This is a genomic window from uncultured Dechloromonas sp. (assembly GCF_945957265.1).
Lineage (GTDB): Bacteria > Pseudomonadota > Gammaproteobacteria > Burkholderiales > Rhodocyclaceae > Azonexus.
The window spans coordinates 22,067-38,576 of sequence record NZ_CAMFKO010000001.1 but is presented as its reverse complement, the minus strand read 5'-3'; the positions used below and the strand labels follow the sequence as shown (position 1 = coordinate 38,576).

The 16,510-nt window shown below is 66.1% G+C and carries 16 protein-coding genes; 7 read left to right on the top strand and 9 right to left on the bottom strand.

The features are described from left to right. Positions 1–5: 5 nt before the first annotated feature. Positions 6–308: a DUF2502 domain-containing protein gene (locus Q0P59_RS00210; RefSeq protein ID WP_295002243.1), complete on the bottom strand. Its 303-nt coding sequence runs from the start codon at positions 306–308 to the stop codon at positions 6–8. An 83-nt stretch (positions 309–391) separates the two neighbouring features. Here Q0P59_RS00210 and Q0P59_RS00205 point away from each other — a divergent pair, with 83 nt between their 5' ends. Then, complete coding sequence (locus Q0P59_RS00205; RefSeq protein WP_295002241.1) at positions 392–1,171, top strand: DUF1684 domain-containing protein; 780 nt, start codon at positions 392–394, stop codon at positions 1,169–1,171. Positions 1,172–1,216: 45 nt separating this feature from the next. On the opposite strand, the gene Q0P59_RS00200 is transcribed toward Q0P59_RS00205, so the two are convergent. Continuing rightward, on the bottom strand, positions 1,217–2,347 hold the full coding sequence (locus Q0P59_RS00200) for an alanine--glyoxylate aminotransferase family protein (RefSeq protein WP_295002239.1): 1,131 nt from the start codon (positions 2,345–2,347) through the stop codon (positions 1,217–1,219). A 132-nt stretch (positions 2,348–2,479) separates the two neighbouring features. Between Q0P59_RS00200 and Q0P59_RS00195 the strand changes: the two genes are divergently transcribed. The 3 genes from Q0P59_RS00195 (at position 2,480) to Q0P59_RS00185 (ending at position 4,204) form a co-directional block, all read left to right on the top strand. Further along, positions 2,480–2,638 carry a hypothetical protein gene (locus Q0P59_RS00195; RefSeq protein ID WP_295002237.1) on the top strand — a complete coding sequence of 53 codons (159 nt, stop codon included), beginning with the start codon at positions 2,480–2,482 and terminating at the stop codon, positions 2,636–2,638. Between the two features lie 11 nt (positions 2,639–2,649). After that, a complete protein-coding gene (locus Q0P59_RS00190; RefSeq protein ID WP_295002235.1) occupies positions 2,650–3,933 on the top strand; it encodes a Glu/Leu/Phe/Val dehydrogenase in 1,284 nt (427 codons plus the stop codon). A gap of 61 nt (positions 3,934–3,994) precedes the next feature. Continuing rightward, positions 3,995–4,204 (top strand): DUF3460 family protein, encoded by a 210-nt coding sequence (locus Q0P59_RS00185; protein ID WP_295002233.1) that lies wholly within the window; start codon positions 3,995–3,997, stop codon positions 4,202–4,204. Positions 4,205–4,300: 96 nt separating this feature from the next. Here the strand turns inward: Q0P59_RS00185 and Q0P59_RS00180 are convergent, their stop codons facing one another. Beyond that, the gene (locus Q0P59_RS00180; RefSeq protein WP_295002232.1) at positions 4,301–7,018 is read right to left on the bottom strand and encodes a bifunctional acetate--CoA ligase family protein/GNAT family N-acetyltransferase; all 2,718 of its coding nucleotides are present in this window, start codon (positions 7,016–7,018) and stop codon (positions 4,301–4,303) included. Between the two features lie 276 nt (positions 7,019–7,294). Between Q0P59_RS00180 and Q0P59_RS00175 the strand changes: the two genes are divergently transcribed. Then, on the top strand, positions 7,295–7,807 hold the full coding sequence (locus Q0P59_RS00175) for a methyltransferase domain-containing protein (protein WP_295002230.1): 513 nt from the start codon (positions 7,295–7,297) through the stop codon (positions 7,805–7,807). Here Q0P59_RS00175 and mnmH read toward each other — a convergent pair. Further along, positions 7,780–8,841 carry a tRNA 2-selenouridine(34) synthase MnmH gene (gene mnmH / locus Q0P59_RS00170; protein ID WP_295002228.1) on the bottom strand — a complete coding sequence of 354 codons (1,062 nt, stop codon included), beginning with the start codon at positions 8,839–8,841 and terminating at the stop codon, positions 7,780–7,782. The two genes, Q0P59_RS00175 and mnmH, sit on opposite strands and share 28 nt — an antisense overlap. A 4-nt stretch (positions 8,842–8,845) precedes the next feature. Then, complete coding sequence (locus Q0P59_RS00165; protein WP_295002226.1) at positions 8,846–9,460, bottom strand: arylesterase; 615 nt, start codon at positions 9,458–9,460, stop codon at positions 8,846–8,848. Here Q0P59_RS00165 and Q0P59_RS00160 point away from each other — a divergent pair. Then, positions 9,459–10,133: an ATP-binding cassette domain-containing protein gene (locus Q0P59_RS00160; protein WP_295002224.1), complete on the top strand. Its 675-nt coding sequence runs from the start codon at positions 9,459–9,461 to the stop codon at positions 10,131–10,133. The genes Q0P59_RS00165 and Q0P59_RS00160 overlap by 2 nt on opposite strands. On the opposite strand, the gene Q0P59_RS00155 is transcribed toward Q0P59_RS00160, so the two are convergent. Further along, on the bottom strand, positions 10,118–11,335 hold the full coding sequence (locus tag Q0P59_RS00155) for an ABC transporter substrate-binding protein (RefSeq protein ID WP_295002222.1): 1,218 nt from the start codon (positions 11,333–11,335) through the stop codon (positions 10,118–10,120). The genes Q0P59_RS00160 and Q0P59_RS00155 overlap by 16 nt on opposite strands. Before the next feature lie 274 nt (positions 11,336–11,609). On the opposite strand from Q0P59_RS00155, the gene Q0P59_RS00150 reads away from it, so the two are divergent. Continuing rightward, positions 11,610–14,240: a PAS domain S-box protein gene (locus tag Q0P59_RS00150; protein WP_295002220.1), complete on the top strand. Its 2,631-nt coding sequence runs from the start codon at positions 11,610–11,612 to the stop codon at positions 14,238–14,240. 52 nt (positions 14,241–14,292) lie between these two features. On the opposite strand, the gene pqqE is transcribed toward Q0P59_RS00150, so the two are convergent. The 3 genes from pqqE to pqqC are packed head-to-tail and all read right to left on the bottom strand — an operon-like array spanning position 14,293 to position 16,504. Beyond that, a complete protein-coding gene (gene pqqE, locus Q0P59_RS00145) occupies positions 14,293–15,432 on the bottom strand; it encodes a pyrroloquinoline quinone biosynthesis protein PqqE (RefSeq protein ID WP_295002218.1) in 1,140 nt (379 codons plus the stop codon). After that, positions 15,429–15,701, bottom strand: a complete 273-nt coding sequence (gene pqqD, locus Q0P59_RS00140) for a pyrroloquinoline quinone biosynthesis peptide chaperone PqqD (protein WP_295002216.1) — start codon at positions 15,699–15,701, stop codon at positions 15,429–15,431. Before pqqD ends, pqqE begins: the two co-directional genes overlap by 4 nt. Next, positions 15,701–16,504, bottom strand: coding sequence for a pyrroloquinoline-quinone synthase PqqC (pqqC, locus tag Q0P59_RS00135; protein WP_295002214.1), 804 nt, complete (start codon positions 16,502–16,504; stop codon positions 15,701–15,703). The genes pqqD and pqqC overlap by 1 nt, the downstream gene beginning before the upstream one ends. Between the last annotated feature and the right edge of the window lie 6 nt (positions 16,505–16,510).

The following is a 16,510-nucleotide window of genomic DNA, read 5'->3' as shown; positions in this document are numbered from 1 at the left end:
ACGAATCAGCAGCGGCCCTTCTTGGCCTGGCCCGGCGGGCAGTGGCCGCCGTCCTGGTGCGGTACGCCATTGTTGCCGCGGCCGGTATAGTATTTCTCGCCGCGCGGACCGTCGTGCCGGCGCCAGTAATCCGGGTCGCGGTATTCGTAGCCGTCCCAGTAGTAGCCGCGCGTATCGCGGCTGCCGAAGGTGACGGTCACACCGCCCGGGCCTTGCACGCGGACGTTGCCGAGATTGACGTTGACGTCGACGGCTTGGGCGCACAGGGATGCGCCGCCGATCAGTACCGCCAGAATGATTTTTTTCATGAAGGTGCTCCTTGTCGTGAAAGTGCTCAGGTTAAGCGAATAACGGATCGAAGCGGATACGGAAAACAAGGGAATTGTAATCAATGGTAAATGATCTCGAAATCTGGCAGCGCGAGCGCCAGGCCGAACTGGCCGCCCCATCGAGCTGGCTGGGGCTGATCGGCCTGTTCTGGCTGCAGCCGGGCATCAATCGCGTCGGTTCCGCCGAGGATGCCGAAGTCGTCCTGCCGGCGGGGCTTCCCGAGCAGGGGGCAATCGTCTGGGAGGCGGAAGAGCTGCGCTGGCAGCCGGCAGACGGGCCGGAGCAGGTCCTCCGGACGGACCTCGACGGGGCGCCGACGGTGGTCGATGTGGGCCATCTTTCCTTTTTTGTCGTCGATCGCGAAGGACAGCTGGCGGTACGCTTGCGCGATCGCGAATGGGCGCGTCGCGCACCCTTCGCCGGGCTGGCGTACTTTCCGTTCGACGCCGCCTGGGTGGTCGACGCCGCCTGGGAGAACATCGATCCGCCGCTGGTCATGGAGGTGCCCAACGTCAGCGGCGACCTGAAGACGGTCAGCGTTGCGCACCGCGCCGTATTCGAGCATGCCGGCCAGGCGGTGGCCCTGCTGCCGATGTCGGTCGGCGAGCGCGAGGTTTTCTTCGTCTTTCGCGACCGGACCAGCGGCAAGGAAAGCTACGGCGCCGGGCGCTTCCTGAAGGTGCCGCTGCCGGAAGACGGGCGCATCCGGCTGGATTTCAATCGTGCCTACAATCCGCCCTGCGCGTTTACGCCGTTTGCCACCTGTCCCTTGCCGCCACCGGAAAACTGGTTGCCGTTCGAGCTGCCGGCCGGCGAGAAGAAATACGCCGGAAAAGCCTGATCTCCGGGGTGGAGGAAGCGCGGCGCGAACCGCGCTGTCTTTTTTTCAGCCCGCGAGCGAATCCAGCGCCCGGGCGAGATGGGCGACGGTGCGTTCCGGATGGTGCAGCTTGTCCAGGCCGAAAAGGCCGACCCGGAAGGTGCGGAACTCGGGCGGTTCGTCGCATTGCAGCGGAACGCCGGCCGCCGTCTGGAAACCCTGGGCGATGAATTTCCTGCCCGACTGGATGTCCGGGTCGGCGGTGTAGCTGACGACGACGCCGGGCGCCTTGAAGCCCTCGGCCGCAACGCTGGGGAAGCCGCGGGATTCGAGCAGCTCGCGGACCTGACGGCCGAGTTCGTGTTGTTCCCGGCAGACCTTGTCGAAACCGTAGGCTTCGGTTTCCAGCATGACGTCGCGCACCGCCGCCAGGGCGTCGGTGGGCATCGTCGCATGGTAGGCGTGGCCGCCGTTTTCGAAGGCTTCCATGATCTGCAGCCACTTTTTCAGATCGCAGGCGAAGCTGCTGCTCGTCGTCTCGTCGATGCGGGCACGGGCGCGTTCGCCGAGGGCGATCAGGGCGCAGCAGGGCGAGGCGCTCCAGCCCTTCTGCGGGGCGCTGATCAGGACGTCGACGTTGCTCGCCGCGATGTCGACCCAGACCGTGCCCGAGGCGATGCAGTCGAGCACGAACAGGCCGCCGACCTCGCGTACCGCAGCGCCGACTGCCTTGATGTAGCTGTCGGGCAGGATCATGCCGGATGCCGTTTCGACATGCGGCGCGAAGACGACGGCCGGCCGGTGCTGGCGAATGGCCGCCACGACCTCCTCGATGGGGGCCGGGGCGAAGGGCGCCTGGGCGCCGCTGCCGACCTGGCGCGCCTTCATCACGATGCTTTCGGCGGGAATCTTTCCCATCTCGAGAATCTGCGTCCAGCGGAAGCTGAACCAGCCATTGCGGATGACCAGCACTTTCCGGTCGTTGGCGAACTGGCGGGCGACGGCTTCCATGCCGAACGTGCCGCTACCGGGGACGACGACAGCCGCATGTGCGTTGTAGACCTTTTTCAGCAGGCGCGAGATGTCTCTCATCACCCCCTGGAAGCGTTGCGACATGTGATTCAGGGCGCGGTCGGTATAGACCACCGAGTATTCAAGCAGGCCATCGGGATCGGGGTGGGGCAGCAGGGCGCTCACGTTTGTCTCTCTCCGGTTATGGGATGAAGTGGCAAAGCATAACCTCTGGGCAGGTGGCTGCGCCAGTTGCCGAGGCAAAAGAGGGGCGTTCCGTATGAGGCGGGAAACAAGCAGTCGTTCGTCGCCGGGCGCATGCCGACTGGGCATTCGGCGGCGGCTGCCGCGCTGGTGCCGGTTTTCATGTCGCCTGCGGGCGGTTATCCTTTGTATCGCATGGTCGTCGAGCGCGTAGTCAGCGCCGCTGCGATGGCGGCCGGCGGCAATGCCACCCCGATGACGCTTGGTGTATGAAAGGTGTAGCCATGACCCAGACCCAGTTGCCTTCGTATATTTCCGCCGAGAACATCGGCCCCTGGCGCATATTCCTGCATCAGGTCGAACAGGTGGCGCCCTTGCTCGAACCGGCGCTGCAGCCCTGGGTGGAGACGCTGCGCCGGCCCAAGCGCTCGCTGATCGTCGATGTGCCGATCCGCCTCGACAGCGGCGAAATCGCCCACTATGAGGGCTACCGCGTGCATCACAACACCTCGCGCGGACCGGGCAAGGGCGGCATCCGCTATCACCAGGACGTGACGCTGTCCGAGGTCATGGCGCTGTCCGGCTGGATGACCATCAAGAACGCCGTGGTCAACGTGCCTTTCGGCGGTGCCAAGGGCGGCATCCGGGTCGATCCGCGCCAGCTCAACGCCTCCGAGCTGGAACGCCTGACCCGCCGCTACACCAGCGAGATCAGTTCGATGATCGGCCCGGACAAGGACATCCCGGCGCCGGACATGAACACCAATGCCCAGACCATGGCCTGGATGATGGATACCTACTCGATGGGCGAGGGGCGCACGGTGACCGGGGTGGTGACCGGCAAGCCGCTGGCGCTGGGCGGTTCGCTCGGGCGGCAGGATGCGACCGGGCGCGGCGTCTTCGTCACGGCGCGCGAGGCGGCACGGCGCATGAACCTGCCGATCGAGGGGGCGCGGGTGATCGTCCAGGGCTTCGGCAACGTCGGCGAGGCGAGCGCCCGGATGTTCGCCCAGGCCGGGGCGATTATCGTCGCCATCCAGGATGTCAGCGGCACGATCTACAACCCGGCCGGGCTGGATGTGGCGGCCCTGAAGGCTTTTCATGCGGCCAACGGCACGCTGCTCGGCGCGCCGGGCGCGGAAATGCTGCCGAGCACCGATTTCTGGGCGCTGCCTTGCGAATTCCTGGTCCCGGCTGCGCTCGAGTCGCAGATCAACCGCTACAACGCCGAGCAGGTCACGGCGCGCATCGTCGTCGAAGGCGCCAACGGCCCGACCACGCCGGAAGCCGAGGCCATCCTCGCCGAACGGGGGGTGATGGTCGTTCCCGATGTGCTGGCCAACGCCGGCGGGGTGACCGTGAGCTATTTCGAGTGGGTGCAGGATTTCTCCAGCTTTTTCTGGAGCGAGGAGGAAATCAACGCCCGCCTCGACCGGATCATGACCGAGGCCTTCGACGCCATCTGGCAGCTGGCCGGGGAGCGCGGCCTGTCGCTGCGCACGGCGGCATTCGTCATCGGTTGCAGCCGCGTGCTGGCGGCGCGGGCGACCCGCGGTTTGTACCCCTGAGCGCCGATGCGGCATGCTAGAATCGCGGAATTGTCTTGTTTAGCTTGAGGAATGTCGCGAAATGGGTGACGTCAATACCACGTACACGTCCGATCATCAGGATTGGATGAACGAAATGCTTGCCAAGAATCCGGAGTGGGTCGACGACCAGAAGGCCGGCCGCGCCCTGTGGTGGGACAAGAAGCAGGATGTCGATACCTCGGCGCGCAATGCCGCCTCCAAGGTGCCGCAGAAGTCCTACCCGTACGACGTGAATTTCTTCGGCGAATAAGCGCCGCGATTTTCAAGGCAGAACCAAAGCAAAAAGCCGGTCATCGACCGGCTTTTTGCTTTGCGGCGCTCCGGACGCATCCGGAGCGATCCACGGTCAGCCCGTCAGCGGCTTGACCACGCGCTTGACGGCGGTGTCGTCCGGATGCGGGTGGATGGTGAAGCCGAGGCTGGTCATCAGGCGGAACATCTTGGCGTTGGTCGACAGCACGTCGCCGACCACGGCGCGGTAGCCCTTCATGCGGGCGCATTCGATCAGCGCCGTCATCAGCTTGCGGCCGACGCCGCACTTCTGCCAGTCGTCGCCGACGGCGAGCGCGAACTCGACCGACTCACCATCCGGATTGACCACGTAGCGGGCGACGCCGATCTGCTTTTCCGGCGGTTCGATGCCATCCACGTTGTCCTCGACTTCCAGGGCGACGGTGGCGACCAGGGCCATTTCGCGGTCGTAGTCGATCTGCGTGAAGCGCACCAGCATGGTCTGCGTCAGTTCGCGCAGGGTGTCCATGAAGCGGTAGTAGCGCGATTCGTCGGACATGGCCTTGACGAACTCCTGCTCCATGTCGGCGTCTTCCGGACGGATCGGGCGGATGGTGACGACCTGGCCGTCGTTCATCTGCCATTCCTGGACGAGATGGACGGGGTAGGGGTAGATCGACATGTGTGCGTAGCGGTCGCCGGTGGCGCTGGCGGCATGGTCGATGACGATGCGGGCATCGGCGGCGATGGCGCCGTTTTCGTCGACGATCAGCGGGTTGAGGTCGAGTTCCTGGATCCACGGCAGTTCGCAGACCATTTCGGAGATGCAGAGCAGCACTTCCTTGATCGCCTCGCGGTCGGCCGGCGGCATGTTGTGGAACTGGTCGAGAATCTTGGCGGCGCGCGTCGAGTCGATGAGGTCCTTGGCCAGGAAGCGGTTGAGCGGCGGCAGGGCGACCGAGCGGTCGGAGAAGATCTCGACGTCGAAGCCGCCGGCGCCGAAGGTGATCACCGGCCCGAAGATCGGGTCGCGGAAGACGCCGATCATCAGCTCGCGGCCGTTCGGGCGCGACAGGAAGGGCTCGATCGAGACGCCGTTGATCTTGGCGTCCGGCCGGCGCTTGTGCACCGTGTCGATGATGTCGTGGTAGGCGTTGCGCACGGCCGGCGCGTTGCCGATGTTGAGGCGCACGCCGCCGGCGTCCGACTTGTGCGGCAGGTCCGGCGAATCGACCTTCATGGCGATCGGGAAGCCGATCTGCTCGGCCAGCAGCAGCGCCTCGGTGGCGGTGCGGGCGACCATGGTCTGCGCCACCGGCACCTTGAAGGCGCGCAGGATGGCCTTCGATTCCATCTCGGACAGCACCTTGCGCCGCTCGGCGAGCAGGGCCTCGATCAGCATCTTGGCGCCTTCGGCCTCGGGGCGGCCGTGCTGGCGGGTCGGTTCCGGCGTCTGCAGCAGCAGCTTCTGGTTGCGGTAGTACTTGGAGATGTGGTGGAACAGCTCGATCGCCGTCTCCGGCATGCGGAAGGCCGGGATGCCGTTCTCCTCGAGCAGCTTGCGGCCCTCGCGCACCTGGTCCTCGCCCATCCAGCAGCAGATCAGCGAGCGGTTCAGCTTGTCGGCCACTTCGATGATCGCCTTGGCAACGCCGAGCGGGTCGGTCATCGCCTGCGGCGACAGCATGACCAAGGTGCTATCCACGTTGGCGTCGTGGGTGACGGCCATGATGGCGTCGCGGTAACGCTCGGGCGTCGCATCGCCGCCGATGTCGATGGGGTTGGCGTGCGACCAGTTGGTCGGCATGGCCTTGTTGAGCACGGCCATCGTCTCGTTGGTCAGTTCGGCCAGCGGGATGCCGAGGTCGCCGGCACGGTCGGCGGCCATGGCGCCCGGACCGCCCCCGTTGGTGATGATGGCCAGGCGGTTGCCCTGCGGGCGGAACTTGGAAGCCAGTGCCTTGGCGGCGTAGAACAGCTGGCCGACGTTCTGCACGCGGACGACGCCGGCGCGGCGCACGGCGGCGTCGAACACGGTGTCGGACACGGCGGCCATGCCGGAGTGGGTGGCGGTGGCCATGGCGCCGGCCTCGTGGCGGCCGGCCTTGAGCAGGATGATCGGCTTGATGCGGGCGGCGGAACGCAGCGCGCTCATGAAGCGGCGGGCGTTGCGGATGCCTTCCACGTACATCAGGATGTAGTGGGTGCGGCTGTCGTAGATCAGGTAGTCGAGGATTTCGCCGAAATCGACGTCGGCGGTCATGCCGATGGAGATCACCGACGAGAAGCCGACGTCGTTGGCCTTGGCCCAGTCGAGCACCGCCGAGCACATGGCGCCGGATTGCGAGACGAGGGCCAGGTTGCCGGCCTTGGCGGTGATCTTGGCGAAGGTGGCGTTGAGGCCGAGTTCGGGGCGGATGATGCCCAGGCAGTTCGGGCCGAGGATGCGGACGTTGTAGGAGCGGGCGATCTCGAGCATCTTGCGCTCGATGGCGGCGCCGACGTGGCCGGATTCGGAGAAGCCGGCGGTGATCACGATGACGTTGCGCACGCCGCTGCGGCCGCACTGCTCGATCAGGTGGGGCACGGTCTGGGCGCGGGTGGCGATGACCGCCAGCTCGACGCGGGCGCCGATTTCCTCGATCGACTTGTAGGCCTGCTGGCCCTGGATGGTCTCGTGCTTGGGATTGATGGCGTAGAGCCGGCCCTTGTAGCCCGAGCTGAGGATGTTCTTGAAGATGATGTTGCCGACCGAGTTTTCACGGTCCGAGGCGCCGATCACGGCGACCGATTTCGGTTCGAAAAGCGCGGTGAGATAGTGCTGTTCCAGCATGGCAAGCCCCTCGTGTTAGGCTGTTATTGTGCAGTGCGTCATTTTCTCACAGGCGCCCTGCATTGTCATTGATCCAGATAGGGTTATTGGCTAATTTTCCAGGCTGCAAGCGAGGATCGGCGACTGCCGCAGATCCGTCCGTAGGGCATGGCGCGATCGGGGGGTTGGCACCCGGCCCGACGCTGGCCTGCGCTGACCGCTTGCTGGTATCTTCCCATTCCGTTTTCCGCCACGACCACGATGCCCGACATGCCCATCCCCACGAATGAAAACCCGATGATCATACCGCCTTCCCCCTGGGTGTTGCGGCATGGCGAGCGGATTCCGGCAGCCGGTGCTGTCCTCGACCTGGCCTGCGGCAGCGGCCGCCACGCCCGCTGGCTGGCCGCCAGGGGGTATGCGGTGCATGCCGTCGACCGCGATGCGGCGGCCATCGCCGGCCTGGACGGCTGTGCCGGCATCGAAGCCGGCCGGCTCGACCTGGAAGGCGGGGCATGGCCCCTGGCCGGCCGCCGCTACGCCGGCATCGTCGTCACCAACTACCTGTGGCGGCCGCGCCTGCCCGACCTGCTGGCCTTGCTGGCGCCCGGCGGCGTGTTGATCTACGAGACCTTCATGCTCGGCAACGCGGCCTACGGCAAGCCGTCGAATCCGGAATTCCTGCTCCGCCCCGGCGAATTGCGGGAGATCGCCGCGGCTGCCGGCTTGCGGGAGGTGGCCTTCGAGGAAGGCTACGTCGACAGCCCGAAGCCGGCCATGCGTCAGGCCGTCTGCGCCGTGCGCGACTGAGCGATGGCGTCGGCCAGCCGGGCGATGCCGGCGGGCGACAGGTCGTCGGTGGCAAAGGCCTCCGGATCCTGCATGCCGGTGAAGTTGTTGTGTTGCGAGCGGTGGTACAAGGGGTCGTAGTGCAGTTCGAGCAGTTCGTGCACCAGCGCTGGCCAGTCGCCGCTGCTGACCTGTTCATGCCAGTGCGCGATGGTTTCCCGGCTGTGCTGCGAGCGCAGGACGTCGAGCCGTGAAACCAGCAGTTCCGGGCGGCCGAGAAAGTAGTCGTAATCCTTGAGCAGGAAATCGACGCGGGCGTCGAGCGTGGCGTCGACCGTCACGCAGTCGCCATGCCGGATACGCTCGATCAGGGCTTCCGGAACGTGCAGGTTGCCGATCTTGCGGCTTTCCGCCTCGACGAACACCGGGCGTTGCGGGTCAAGTCCCGACAGCGACGCCAGCAGCGCCGTTTCGAAGGCCTTTTGCGAAGGCTGCGGCTGGTCGGGCAGGATGCCGAGTACCGAACCCTTGTGGCTGGCCAGCGTTTCCAGGTCGAGAATCTGCGCTCCCCGCTCGCCCAGCGCCTGCAGGATGCGCGTCTTGGCATTGCCGGTGGCGCCGCAGAGGACGATGAAGCGGTATTGCGCCGGCAAGGCGGCGAGTTGCGCGATGACGTGGCCGCGCCAGGACTTGTAGCCGCCGTCCAGTTGCCCGGCCGCCCAGCCGATGGCGCGGAAGACGGTGGTCATCGAGCCGCTGCGGTCGCCGCCGCGCCAGCAGCAGATCAGGGGTTTCCAGCTTTTCGGCCGATCCAGGAAGCGTTCCTTCAGGTGGCGGGCGATGTTTTCGGAAACCAGCGCGGCGCCGAGCTTCTTGGCCTCGAAGGGCGAAACCTGCTTGTACAGCGTGCCGACCTGGGCGCGCTGGTCGTTGTCCAGCACCGGGCAATTGATCGCCCCCGGAATATGGTCTTCGGCGAATTCGGCCGGGGAGCGGACGTCGATGATCTCGTCGTAGGCCGCGAGGTCGGCCACGGTGGGGTTGGAGCGTTTCATCCCGCTATTTTAGCAAGGGGAGCAGGGTCGGCCAGACGTGGTCGAGGATCAGGGGCTGCGCCTCGGCCACCGGGTGCAGGTTATCCGGCTGGAAATAGCGGGCCTGGGCGGCCACCGGCTCGAGCAGGAAGTCGACCAGCGGCGTCTTCTTCGCCTTGGCGATCTCGGCAAAGCTGCGCCGGAAGTCGTCGGCGTAAGGGCCGTAGTTGGGCGGCAGGCGCATGCCGGCCAGCGCCACCCTGGCGCCGCTGGCGCGCGAGGCATCGATCATGGCATTCAGGTTGTCGCGCATCTGGCCCAGCGGCAGGCCGCGCAGGCCGTCGTTGGCGCCGAGGGCGATGACGACGAGCGCCGGCCGGTGGGCCTTGAGCGCGGCGGCGAGGCGGGAGCGGCCGCCGGCGGTGGTCTCGCCGGAGATCGACAGGTTGGCGACGCTATAATCGAGTCGTTTTTCGGACAATCGCTTGCCGAGCAGGGCAGGCCAGGCCTGCTCGGGGCGGATGCCGTAGCCGGCGGAGAGCGAGTCGCCGACGATCAGGATGGTCCCCGCTGCCTGGGCCGGCAGCGGCAGGCAGAGCAGGGCAAACACGAACAGGCAGAAGGACAGGATGGGCCGCATGGCAGATAAACCGGTGGTGAACGTCTCGGGATTGGGCAAGACCGTCGATAACGGCGGCGCGCCGCTGACGATTCTGCAGGATATTTCCTTTTCGGTCATGCCGGGCGAAACGGTGGCCATCGTCGGCGCCTCGGGGTCCGGCAAGTCCACCCTGCTCGGCCTGCTCGCCGGCCTGGATGCGCCGAGTGCGGGCGAGGTCCGGCTCGACGGCGTGTCCCTGAATGCGCTGGACGAAGACCGGCTGGCCAGGCTGCGCGGCCGCTTGCTCGGCTTTGTCTTCCAGTCCTTCCAGCTGCTGCCGTCGCTGACGGCGCTGGAGAACGTGATGCTGCCGCTCGAGCTGGCGGGAGCGGCCGGCGCGGCGGAGACGGCGCGCGGATGGCTGGAGCGTGTCGGCCTCGGTCACCGCCTGAAGCACTATCCCAAGCACCTCTCCGGCGGCGAGCAGCAGCGCGTCGCGCTGGCCCGCGCCTTTGCGCCGAACCCCGGCCTGATCCTCGCCGACGAGCCGACCGGCAATCTCGATGCGGCAACCGGCAGCCAGATCATCGAACTGATGTTCGACCTCAACGCCCGCCAGGGAACGACCTTGCTGCTCGTCACCCACGACGAGGCGATCGCCGCCCGTTGCGGACGAACCCTGCGCATCCAGTCGGGTCAGTTGACCGGCTGAGCCTTCGGCTTGCGGTGCACCAGCAGGCTGCGCCTTTCGTCCTCGGCGTTGGCAAAGCCGACCCGGCCCTGCTTCACCTCGCCCATCAAGACCATGTTGTCGCTCAGCGCCTCGTGGTCGTCCTTGGTGAACGGCGGCGAGTAGGTGGTGATCACGCCGTAGACCGGCTTCTGCAGGTTTTCCAGCGCGCCGCGGATTTTCGGTCCCTCGGTGCTGCCGGCCTGGGCGATGGCCGCCATCAGCAGCAAGGCCGAGTCGTAGCCCTGGGCGGCCGATACGGCGGACGGAATCCGCTTGCTGCCGTTGGCCTGGTGGTAGGCGCTGATGAAGGCGGTGCGCCGGTAGTTGTTGGAGGCCTCGATGAAGGTCTGCGGCATGCGGGCGCCGTCGGCGTTCTTGCCGGCGGCTTCGATGAAGTTGGGCAGCGACAGCGGCCAGCTGCCGATCATCGGCGCTTTCCAGCCGAGGCGGGCGCGGCCGTTGGCGATGACCGCCAATTCCGGCCCGATGGCATAGGTCAGGATGGCCTCGGCGCCGGCCGCACGGGCGCGCTGCAGGGCGGCGGAAAGATCCTTGACGCCCGGCGCGAAGCTTTCGATGGCCACCGGCACGATGTCGAGCGCGGCCAGTTCCTTGCCCAGCTGGTCGCGTCCCTGCTCGCCGTAGGGCGTGCTGTCGTGGAAAATGGCCAGTTTGGCATAGCGGCCGCGCTTGACCGCTTCGCGGACGATCATCGCCGCCTGGATGTCGTCGCTGGCCGAGTTGCGGAAAGCGTAGCTGTCAGGCACGGCGGGCGGGAGAAACTGCCGGGCCACGGTGCTGCCGGTCGAGACGTTGACGATCACCGGTACCCGGGCCTCCTGGTAGGCCTTCAGCGAGGCCAGCGCGACGCCGGTATTGACGAATCCCAAGCCGGCCACCACCTTGTCCTGGCGGATCGCTTCCTCAACCACCTGCCTGCCGGTCGCCGGGTCTCCCTTGTCGTCCTTTTCGACCAGCACCAGTTGCCGTCCGAGCAGTCCGCCGCCCAGGTTCATCTCGCCGATCGCCAGCCGGACCCCGGCCAGCATCGATTGGCCCATGGGCGACGAGGGGCCGGAGTAAGGCCCGGTCACGGCGATGCGGATCGGTTCGTCGGCCAGCGCCGCGGGTGTGGCGATGCACAGCGCGATGCCGGTGATTGCGGCGGTCAGTCGATTCATGGGTCCCCTCCAGAGTGGCAGGGAAGCCTAGTCAGCGGAGGGCGACAAGGGAATTGGGGTTGTCACTAAGCGGGAAAACCCGCAGTCGGCCTCTTTGCGCCGCCGGTCGCCGTTTTTTCGGTTTGCGGCCGGTTTTGCCCATGGCGGAAGGCTTTCGGGTGCCTCGGGGCGCATTTTTCAGCCTTTCTTGCGCGCTTTCCGGCGTGTTCGGCGGCAAAATGTCATGCGCTTGGCGTAGCATGACGGCTGAGACTATCCCGGTTTGTTCTGAAGCATGTTCATCAATCTGATCAACAATATTGCCTTCCTGGTCGCCCTGGTCGCGGTCGGGCAGCTCGTCATCTCGCGTTCCCGGCGGAATTCGCCAGGGCGCCAGCTGCTGCTCGGCGGGCTCTTCGGCTGCGTGACCCTGCTCGGCATGGTCAACCCGGTCAATTTCGCGCCGGGCCTGATCTTCGACGGCCGTTCGATCGTGCTGTCGCTGGCCGGCCTGGTCGGCGGCGGCGTGGTGGCCGCCATCGCCGCGGGCATGGCCGCCGTGTATCGCTACCAGCTGGGCGGCATCGGCGCGCCGGTGGGTGTCCTGGTCATCCTTCAGTCGGCCTTGCTGGGCGTGCTGGCGCGGCGATGGTTCTCGCGACGCGACGGTCATCCCAAGGCGGTGCACTACGTGGCGCTGGGCGTGGCGGTGCAGCTGGCGCAGCTGGGGGCTTTCGCCTTGATTCCCAATCGCGCCGGTTATGCCTTCATCGAGCAGGCCTGGTGGGTGCTGCTGCTGTTCTACCCGCTGGCCTTCCTGTTCTTGTGCCTGTTTTTCCAGCATCATGCCCAGCAGCAGATCGACCGCCAGGCATTGCAAAGCGCCCAGGCGGCGGTGACCGCGGAGGAGCGCGCCAGCATGCAGCGTTTCCACGCCTATTTCGACCATTCCATCGTCGGGCTCGCCATCACCAGCCTGGAAAAAGGCTGGCTTGAAGTCAACGATGCGCTGTGCGCCACGCTCGGCTATTCGCGAGCCGAGCTGACGCACATGACCTGGACGGAACTGACCTATCCGGACGACCTGGCGCCCGATCTGGTGCAGTTCAACCGCATGCTGGCCGGCGAGATCGACAGCTATGCCATGGACAAGCGTTTCGTGCATCGGGATGGTCACGTGGTCTATACGCGCCTGGCCGTCAGCCATGTGCGCAAGACGGATGGCAGCGTCGATTACGTGGTGGCAATGGTCGAGGATATCTCGGAGCGGAAGATATCCAGCCTGGCGCTGGAGCGCAGCGAGAAACAGCTGCGTTTCGTGCTGGCCGGATCGGCGCTGGGTTTCTGGGACTGGGACATCGCTGCCGGTACCGTGGATCGCAACGAGCAGTGGGCCGAGATGCTCGGCTATACCCACGAGGAGATCAAGCACACGACGCAGCAGTGGACGGACTTCATTCATCCGGATGACCGCGAACGGGCGTGGAATTCGATCAATGCCGTGCTTGATGGCGGTTCGGCCATCCACCGGCTGGAATACCGGATGCTTCACAAGGACGGCAGCGTGCGCTGGGTTCTCGATCAGGCCAGCGTGATGCAGCGCGATCCGGAGGGGAAGCCGATGCGGATGTGCGGCACCCATACCGACATCACGGAGCGCAAACAGGACGAATTCGAACTGCTCCGGCATCGCCATCACCTGCAGGATCTGGTCGAAGCCCAGACCCGGGACCTGGTCGTCGCCAAGGATGCGGCCGAAGCCGCGAATCGCGCCAAGAGCGCCTTTCTCGCCAACATGAGCCACGAACTGCGGACGCCGATGAACGGTGTCATGGGCATGATCGAGCTGGCCAGGCGGCGCATGCTCGATCCCCGCGGCGTCGACCAGCTCGGCAAGGCCAAGCACGCCGCCGAGCGCCTGCTCTGCGTGCTCAACGACATTCTCGACCTCTCCAAGATCGAGGCTGAGCGCATGGTGCTCGAGGAGGCGCCGCTGCAGCTGCGCGACAGCGTCGATGGCGTGGTGGGAACCCTCGGCCACGAGGCGGCCGGGAAAGACCTGAGCCTGCAGATCGACTTGCCGGCGGATGTCGCCGTTACCCCGCTCAAGGGCGATTCGCTGCGCCTGGGGCAGATACTGCTCAACCTGGTCGGCAATGCGATCAAGTTCACCGAGCAGGGGGGCGTCACCCTGAAGGTCCGTGCGGTCGGCGAAAGCCGCGAGGCGCTGCAGGTGCGTTTCGCAGTCAGCGACACCGGCTTCGGGATCGAGGACGAAGCGAGAGGGCGCCTGTTCCAGTCCTTCGAGCAGGCCGACAACAGCATGACCCGACGCTACGGCGGCACCGGGCTCGGATTGGCGATCTGCAAATCGCTGGTCCAGCTGATGGGGGGCGAAATCGGCGTGGACAGCGTACCCGGCAAGGGGAGCACCTTCTGGTTCGTCATTCCCCTGAAAAAGCGGGAGCCGGGTGTGCTGCCGACCGAAGCGCCGCGTCCCGGCCTCCCCGTCGAACAGCGTCTGCGCAGCCAATACGCCGGTTTGCGCATTTTGCTGGTGGAAGACGAGCCCATCACACAGGAGGTTGCGCGCGCTTTGCTGGAGGACGTGAGCCTGTCGGTGGATATCGCCGAAAACGGCCAGCAGGCGCTGGAACTGGCCAGGCTCAACGCCTACGCCCTTATCCTGATGGACATGCAGATGCCGGTGATGAACGGCATCGACGCCGCCGGCGCCATCCGCGCCGATTCGCTGAACCGGACGACGCCGATTCTGGCCATGACGGCGAATGCTTTCGATGACGACCGCCGGCACTGCCTCAAGGGCGGCATGAACGATCACATCGCCAAGCCGGTCGATCCGCAGAAACTGTATGAAACCCTGCTCGAATGGCTGTGGCGGAGCGGCGAGAGCGCGCAGGCCTGAGCGGTAAATCCGTCGCCGAGCGGGCAATTCAGTTGGCGGCGAGGGCTTCCGGTCAGGGCGTGTCGGCGCTCAGGCGGCGGCTTTCCTTGGGGTCGCGGAAAATCAACGGCTGCGTCCGGCGGGCCGGATTCCCGGCGTTTTCCAGCGCGCTCGTCACCTGGTCGTGGTGCGGGCTCTTCGGGCAGACCGGGTCGGCGGCATCCGGGTCGCCGGCCAGCAGGTAGGCCTGGCAGCGGCAGCCGCCGTAGTCCTTTTCCTTGTTGTCGCAGCTCTGGCAGGGTTCCTTCATCCAGCCGGTGCCGCGGTAGTGGTTGAAGCCTTCCGACTCGAACCAGACGTGGCGCAGGCTGTGCTCGCGCACGTTCGGGAAGCTGAGGCCGGGCAGCATGCGGGCGGTGTGGCAGGGCAGGGCGGTGCCGTCCGGCGTCACGGTCAGGAAGATATTGCCCCAGCCGTTCATGCATTTCTTCGGCTTGCCCTCGTGGTAGTCGGGCACGACGAAGAGGATGCGCATGCGGTCGGCCAGTCTGGCCTTCCATTCGTTGGTGACTTCCTCGGCGCGTTTCAATTGCTCGCGCGTCGGCATCAGCTGGTCGCGGTTGAGCAGCGCCCACGAGTAGTACTGGGCATTGGCCAGTTCCAGGTATTCGGCGCCCAGTTCGTCGGCCATTTCGATGATGCGGCCGATGTGTTCGATGTTCAGGCGGTGGATGACGACGTTCATGACCATCGGCCAGCCGCGCGCCTTGAGCATGTCGCCGACCTTCTGCTTAAGGTCGAAGGTCCGGGTATGGGTCAGGAAATCGTTGATCTCCTTGGACGAATCCTGGAAGGAGAGCTGGATGTGGTCGAGGCCGGCCGCCTTGAAGGCGTCGAGCCGGGCTTCGGTGAGGCCGATGCCGGAGGTGATCAGGTTGGTGTAGTAGCCCAGTTTGCGGGCTTCGTCGATGAGGATTTCCAGATCGTCGCGGAGCAGCGGCTCGCCGCCGGAAAAGCCGCACTGCACGGCCCCCAGTTCGCGCCCTTCGCGCAGCACGCGCAGCCAGTCGTCGGTGCTCAGTTCCTGCTCGTGCCGGGCGAAGTCGACCGGGTTGTAGCAGAACACGCAATGCAGCGGGCAGCGGTAGGTGACTTCGGCGAGCAGCCACATCGGCGGGCCGATCTGGCTGCTGGGAGCGATGGTGGTGTTCATGCTGGAGCAGTATCGAGGCGCAGCCAGCGTTTGTCGATGGCCATGGCGACGAAGGCTTCGACATCGGCGCGCAGGCCGCTGGCGGCGAAAGCGGCTTCCAGGTCGGCGACGATGGCGGCGATGTCGCGCTGGCCGTTGCAGCGGGCCAGGATTTCCCCGGCGCTCTGGTTGAGCTTGATCATCCCCTCCGGGTAGAGCAGCACATGGCAGTTCTGCGCCGGCTCCCACTGGAAGCGGAAGCCGTGGCCGAGGCGGGGGATGCCGTCCATCACGCCGCCTTGCGTTCGGCTTCCGGCGTGCCGGTCACGCCGTTGGTGCCGTAATGCTGGCCCATCACATCGTTCATAGCCCACAGGATGTCGAGCTTGAACTTGAGGATCTGCACGGCGCGTTCCTGCATCGGACGGGTGCGGAAATGCTCGAGGGTGACCTGCAGGCCCTGCTCGACATCGCGCGGCGCCTGGCTGGTGCGGTTGCGGAAGTACTGCAGGCCTTCCGACTCGATCCACGGGTAGTGTTCCGGCCAGGTGGCCAGGCGCTGGCGGTGGATGAGCGGGGCGAACAGTTCGGTCAGCGACGAGCAGACGGCCTCCTGCCACGGGGCGCGGCGGGCGAAGTTGATGTAGGCGTCGACGGCGAAGCGCACGCCGGGCAGCACGTGGCGCAGGTCGACGATTTCCTCGCGGCTCAGACCGACCGACTCGCCGAGGCGTATCCAGGCTTCGATGCCGCCGGCGTCGACGAATTTCTCGCCGTTGGGCAGGCCGTATTCGAAACCGTCGTGGTCGAGGATGCGCTGCACCCAGCCGCGGCGCACTTCGCGGTCCGGGCAGTTAGCCATGATCGCCGCGTCCTTCACCGGGATGGCGATCTGGTAGTAGTAGCGGTTGGCGACCCAGCCGCGGATCTGTTCCGGCGTGGCGCGGCCGGTGTTGAGCATGACGTTGAACGGGTGGTGGATGTGGTACGACTTGCCGTTCTCGCGCAGCTGCGCCTCGAATTCCTCGCGGCTCCAGGCCGGGCGGCCGTCGTCGGCGTCAAGGGATTCGGCAAGGATGTCGGCTCGGATCATGGCGGT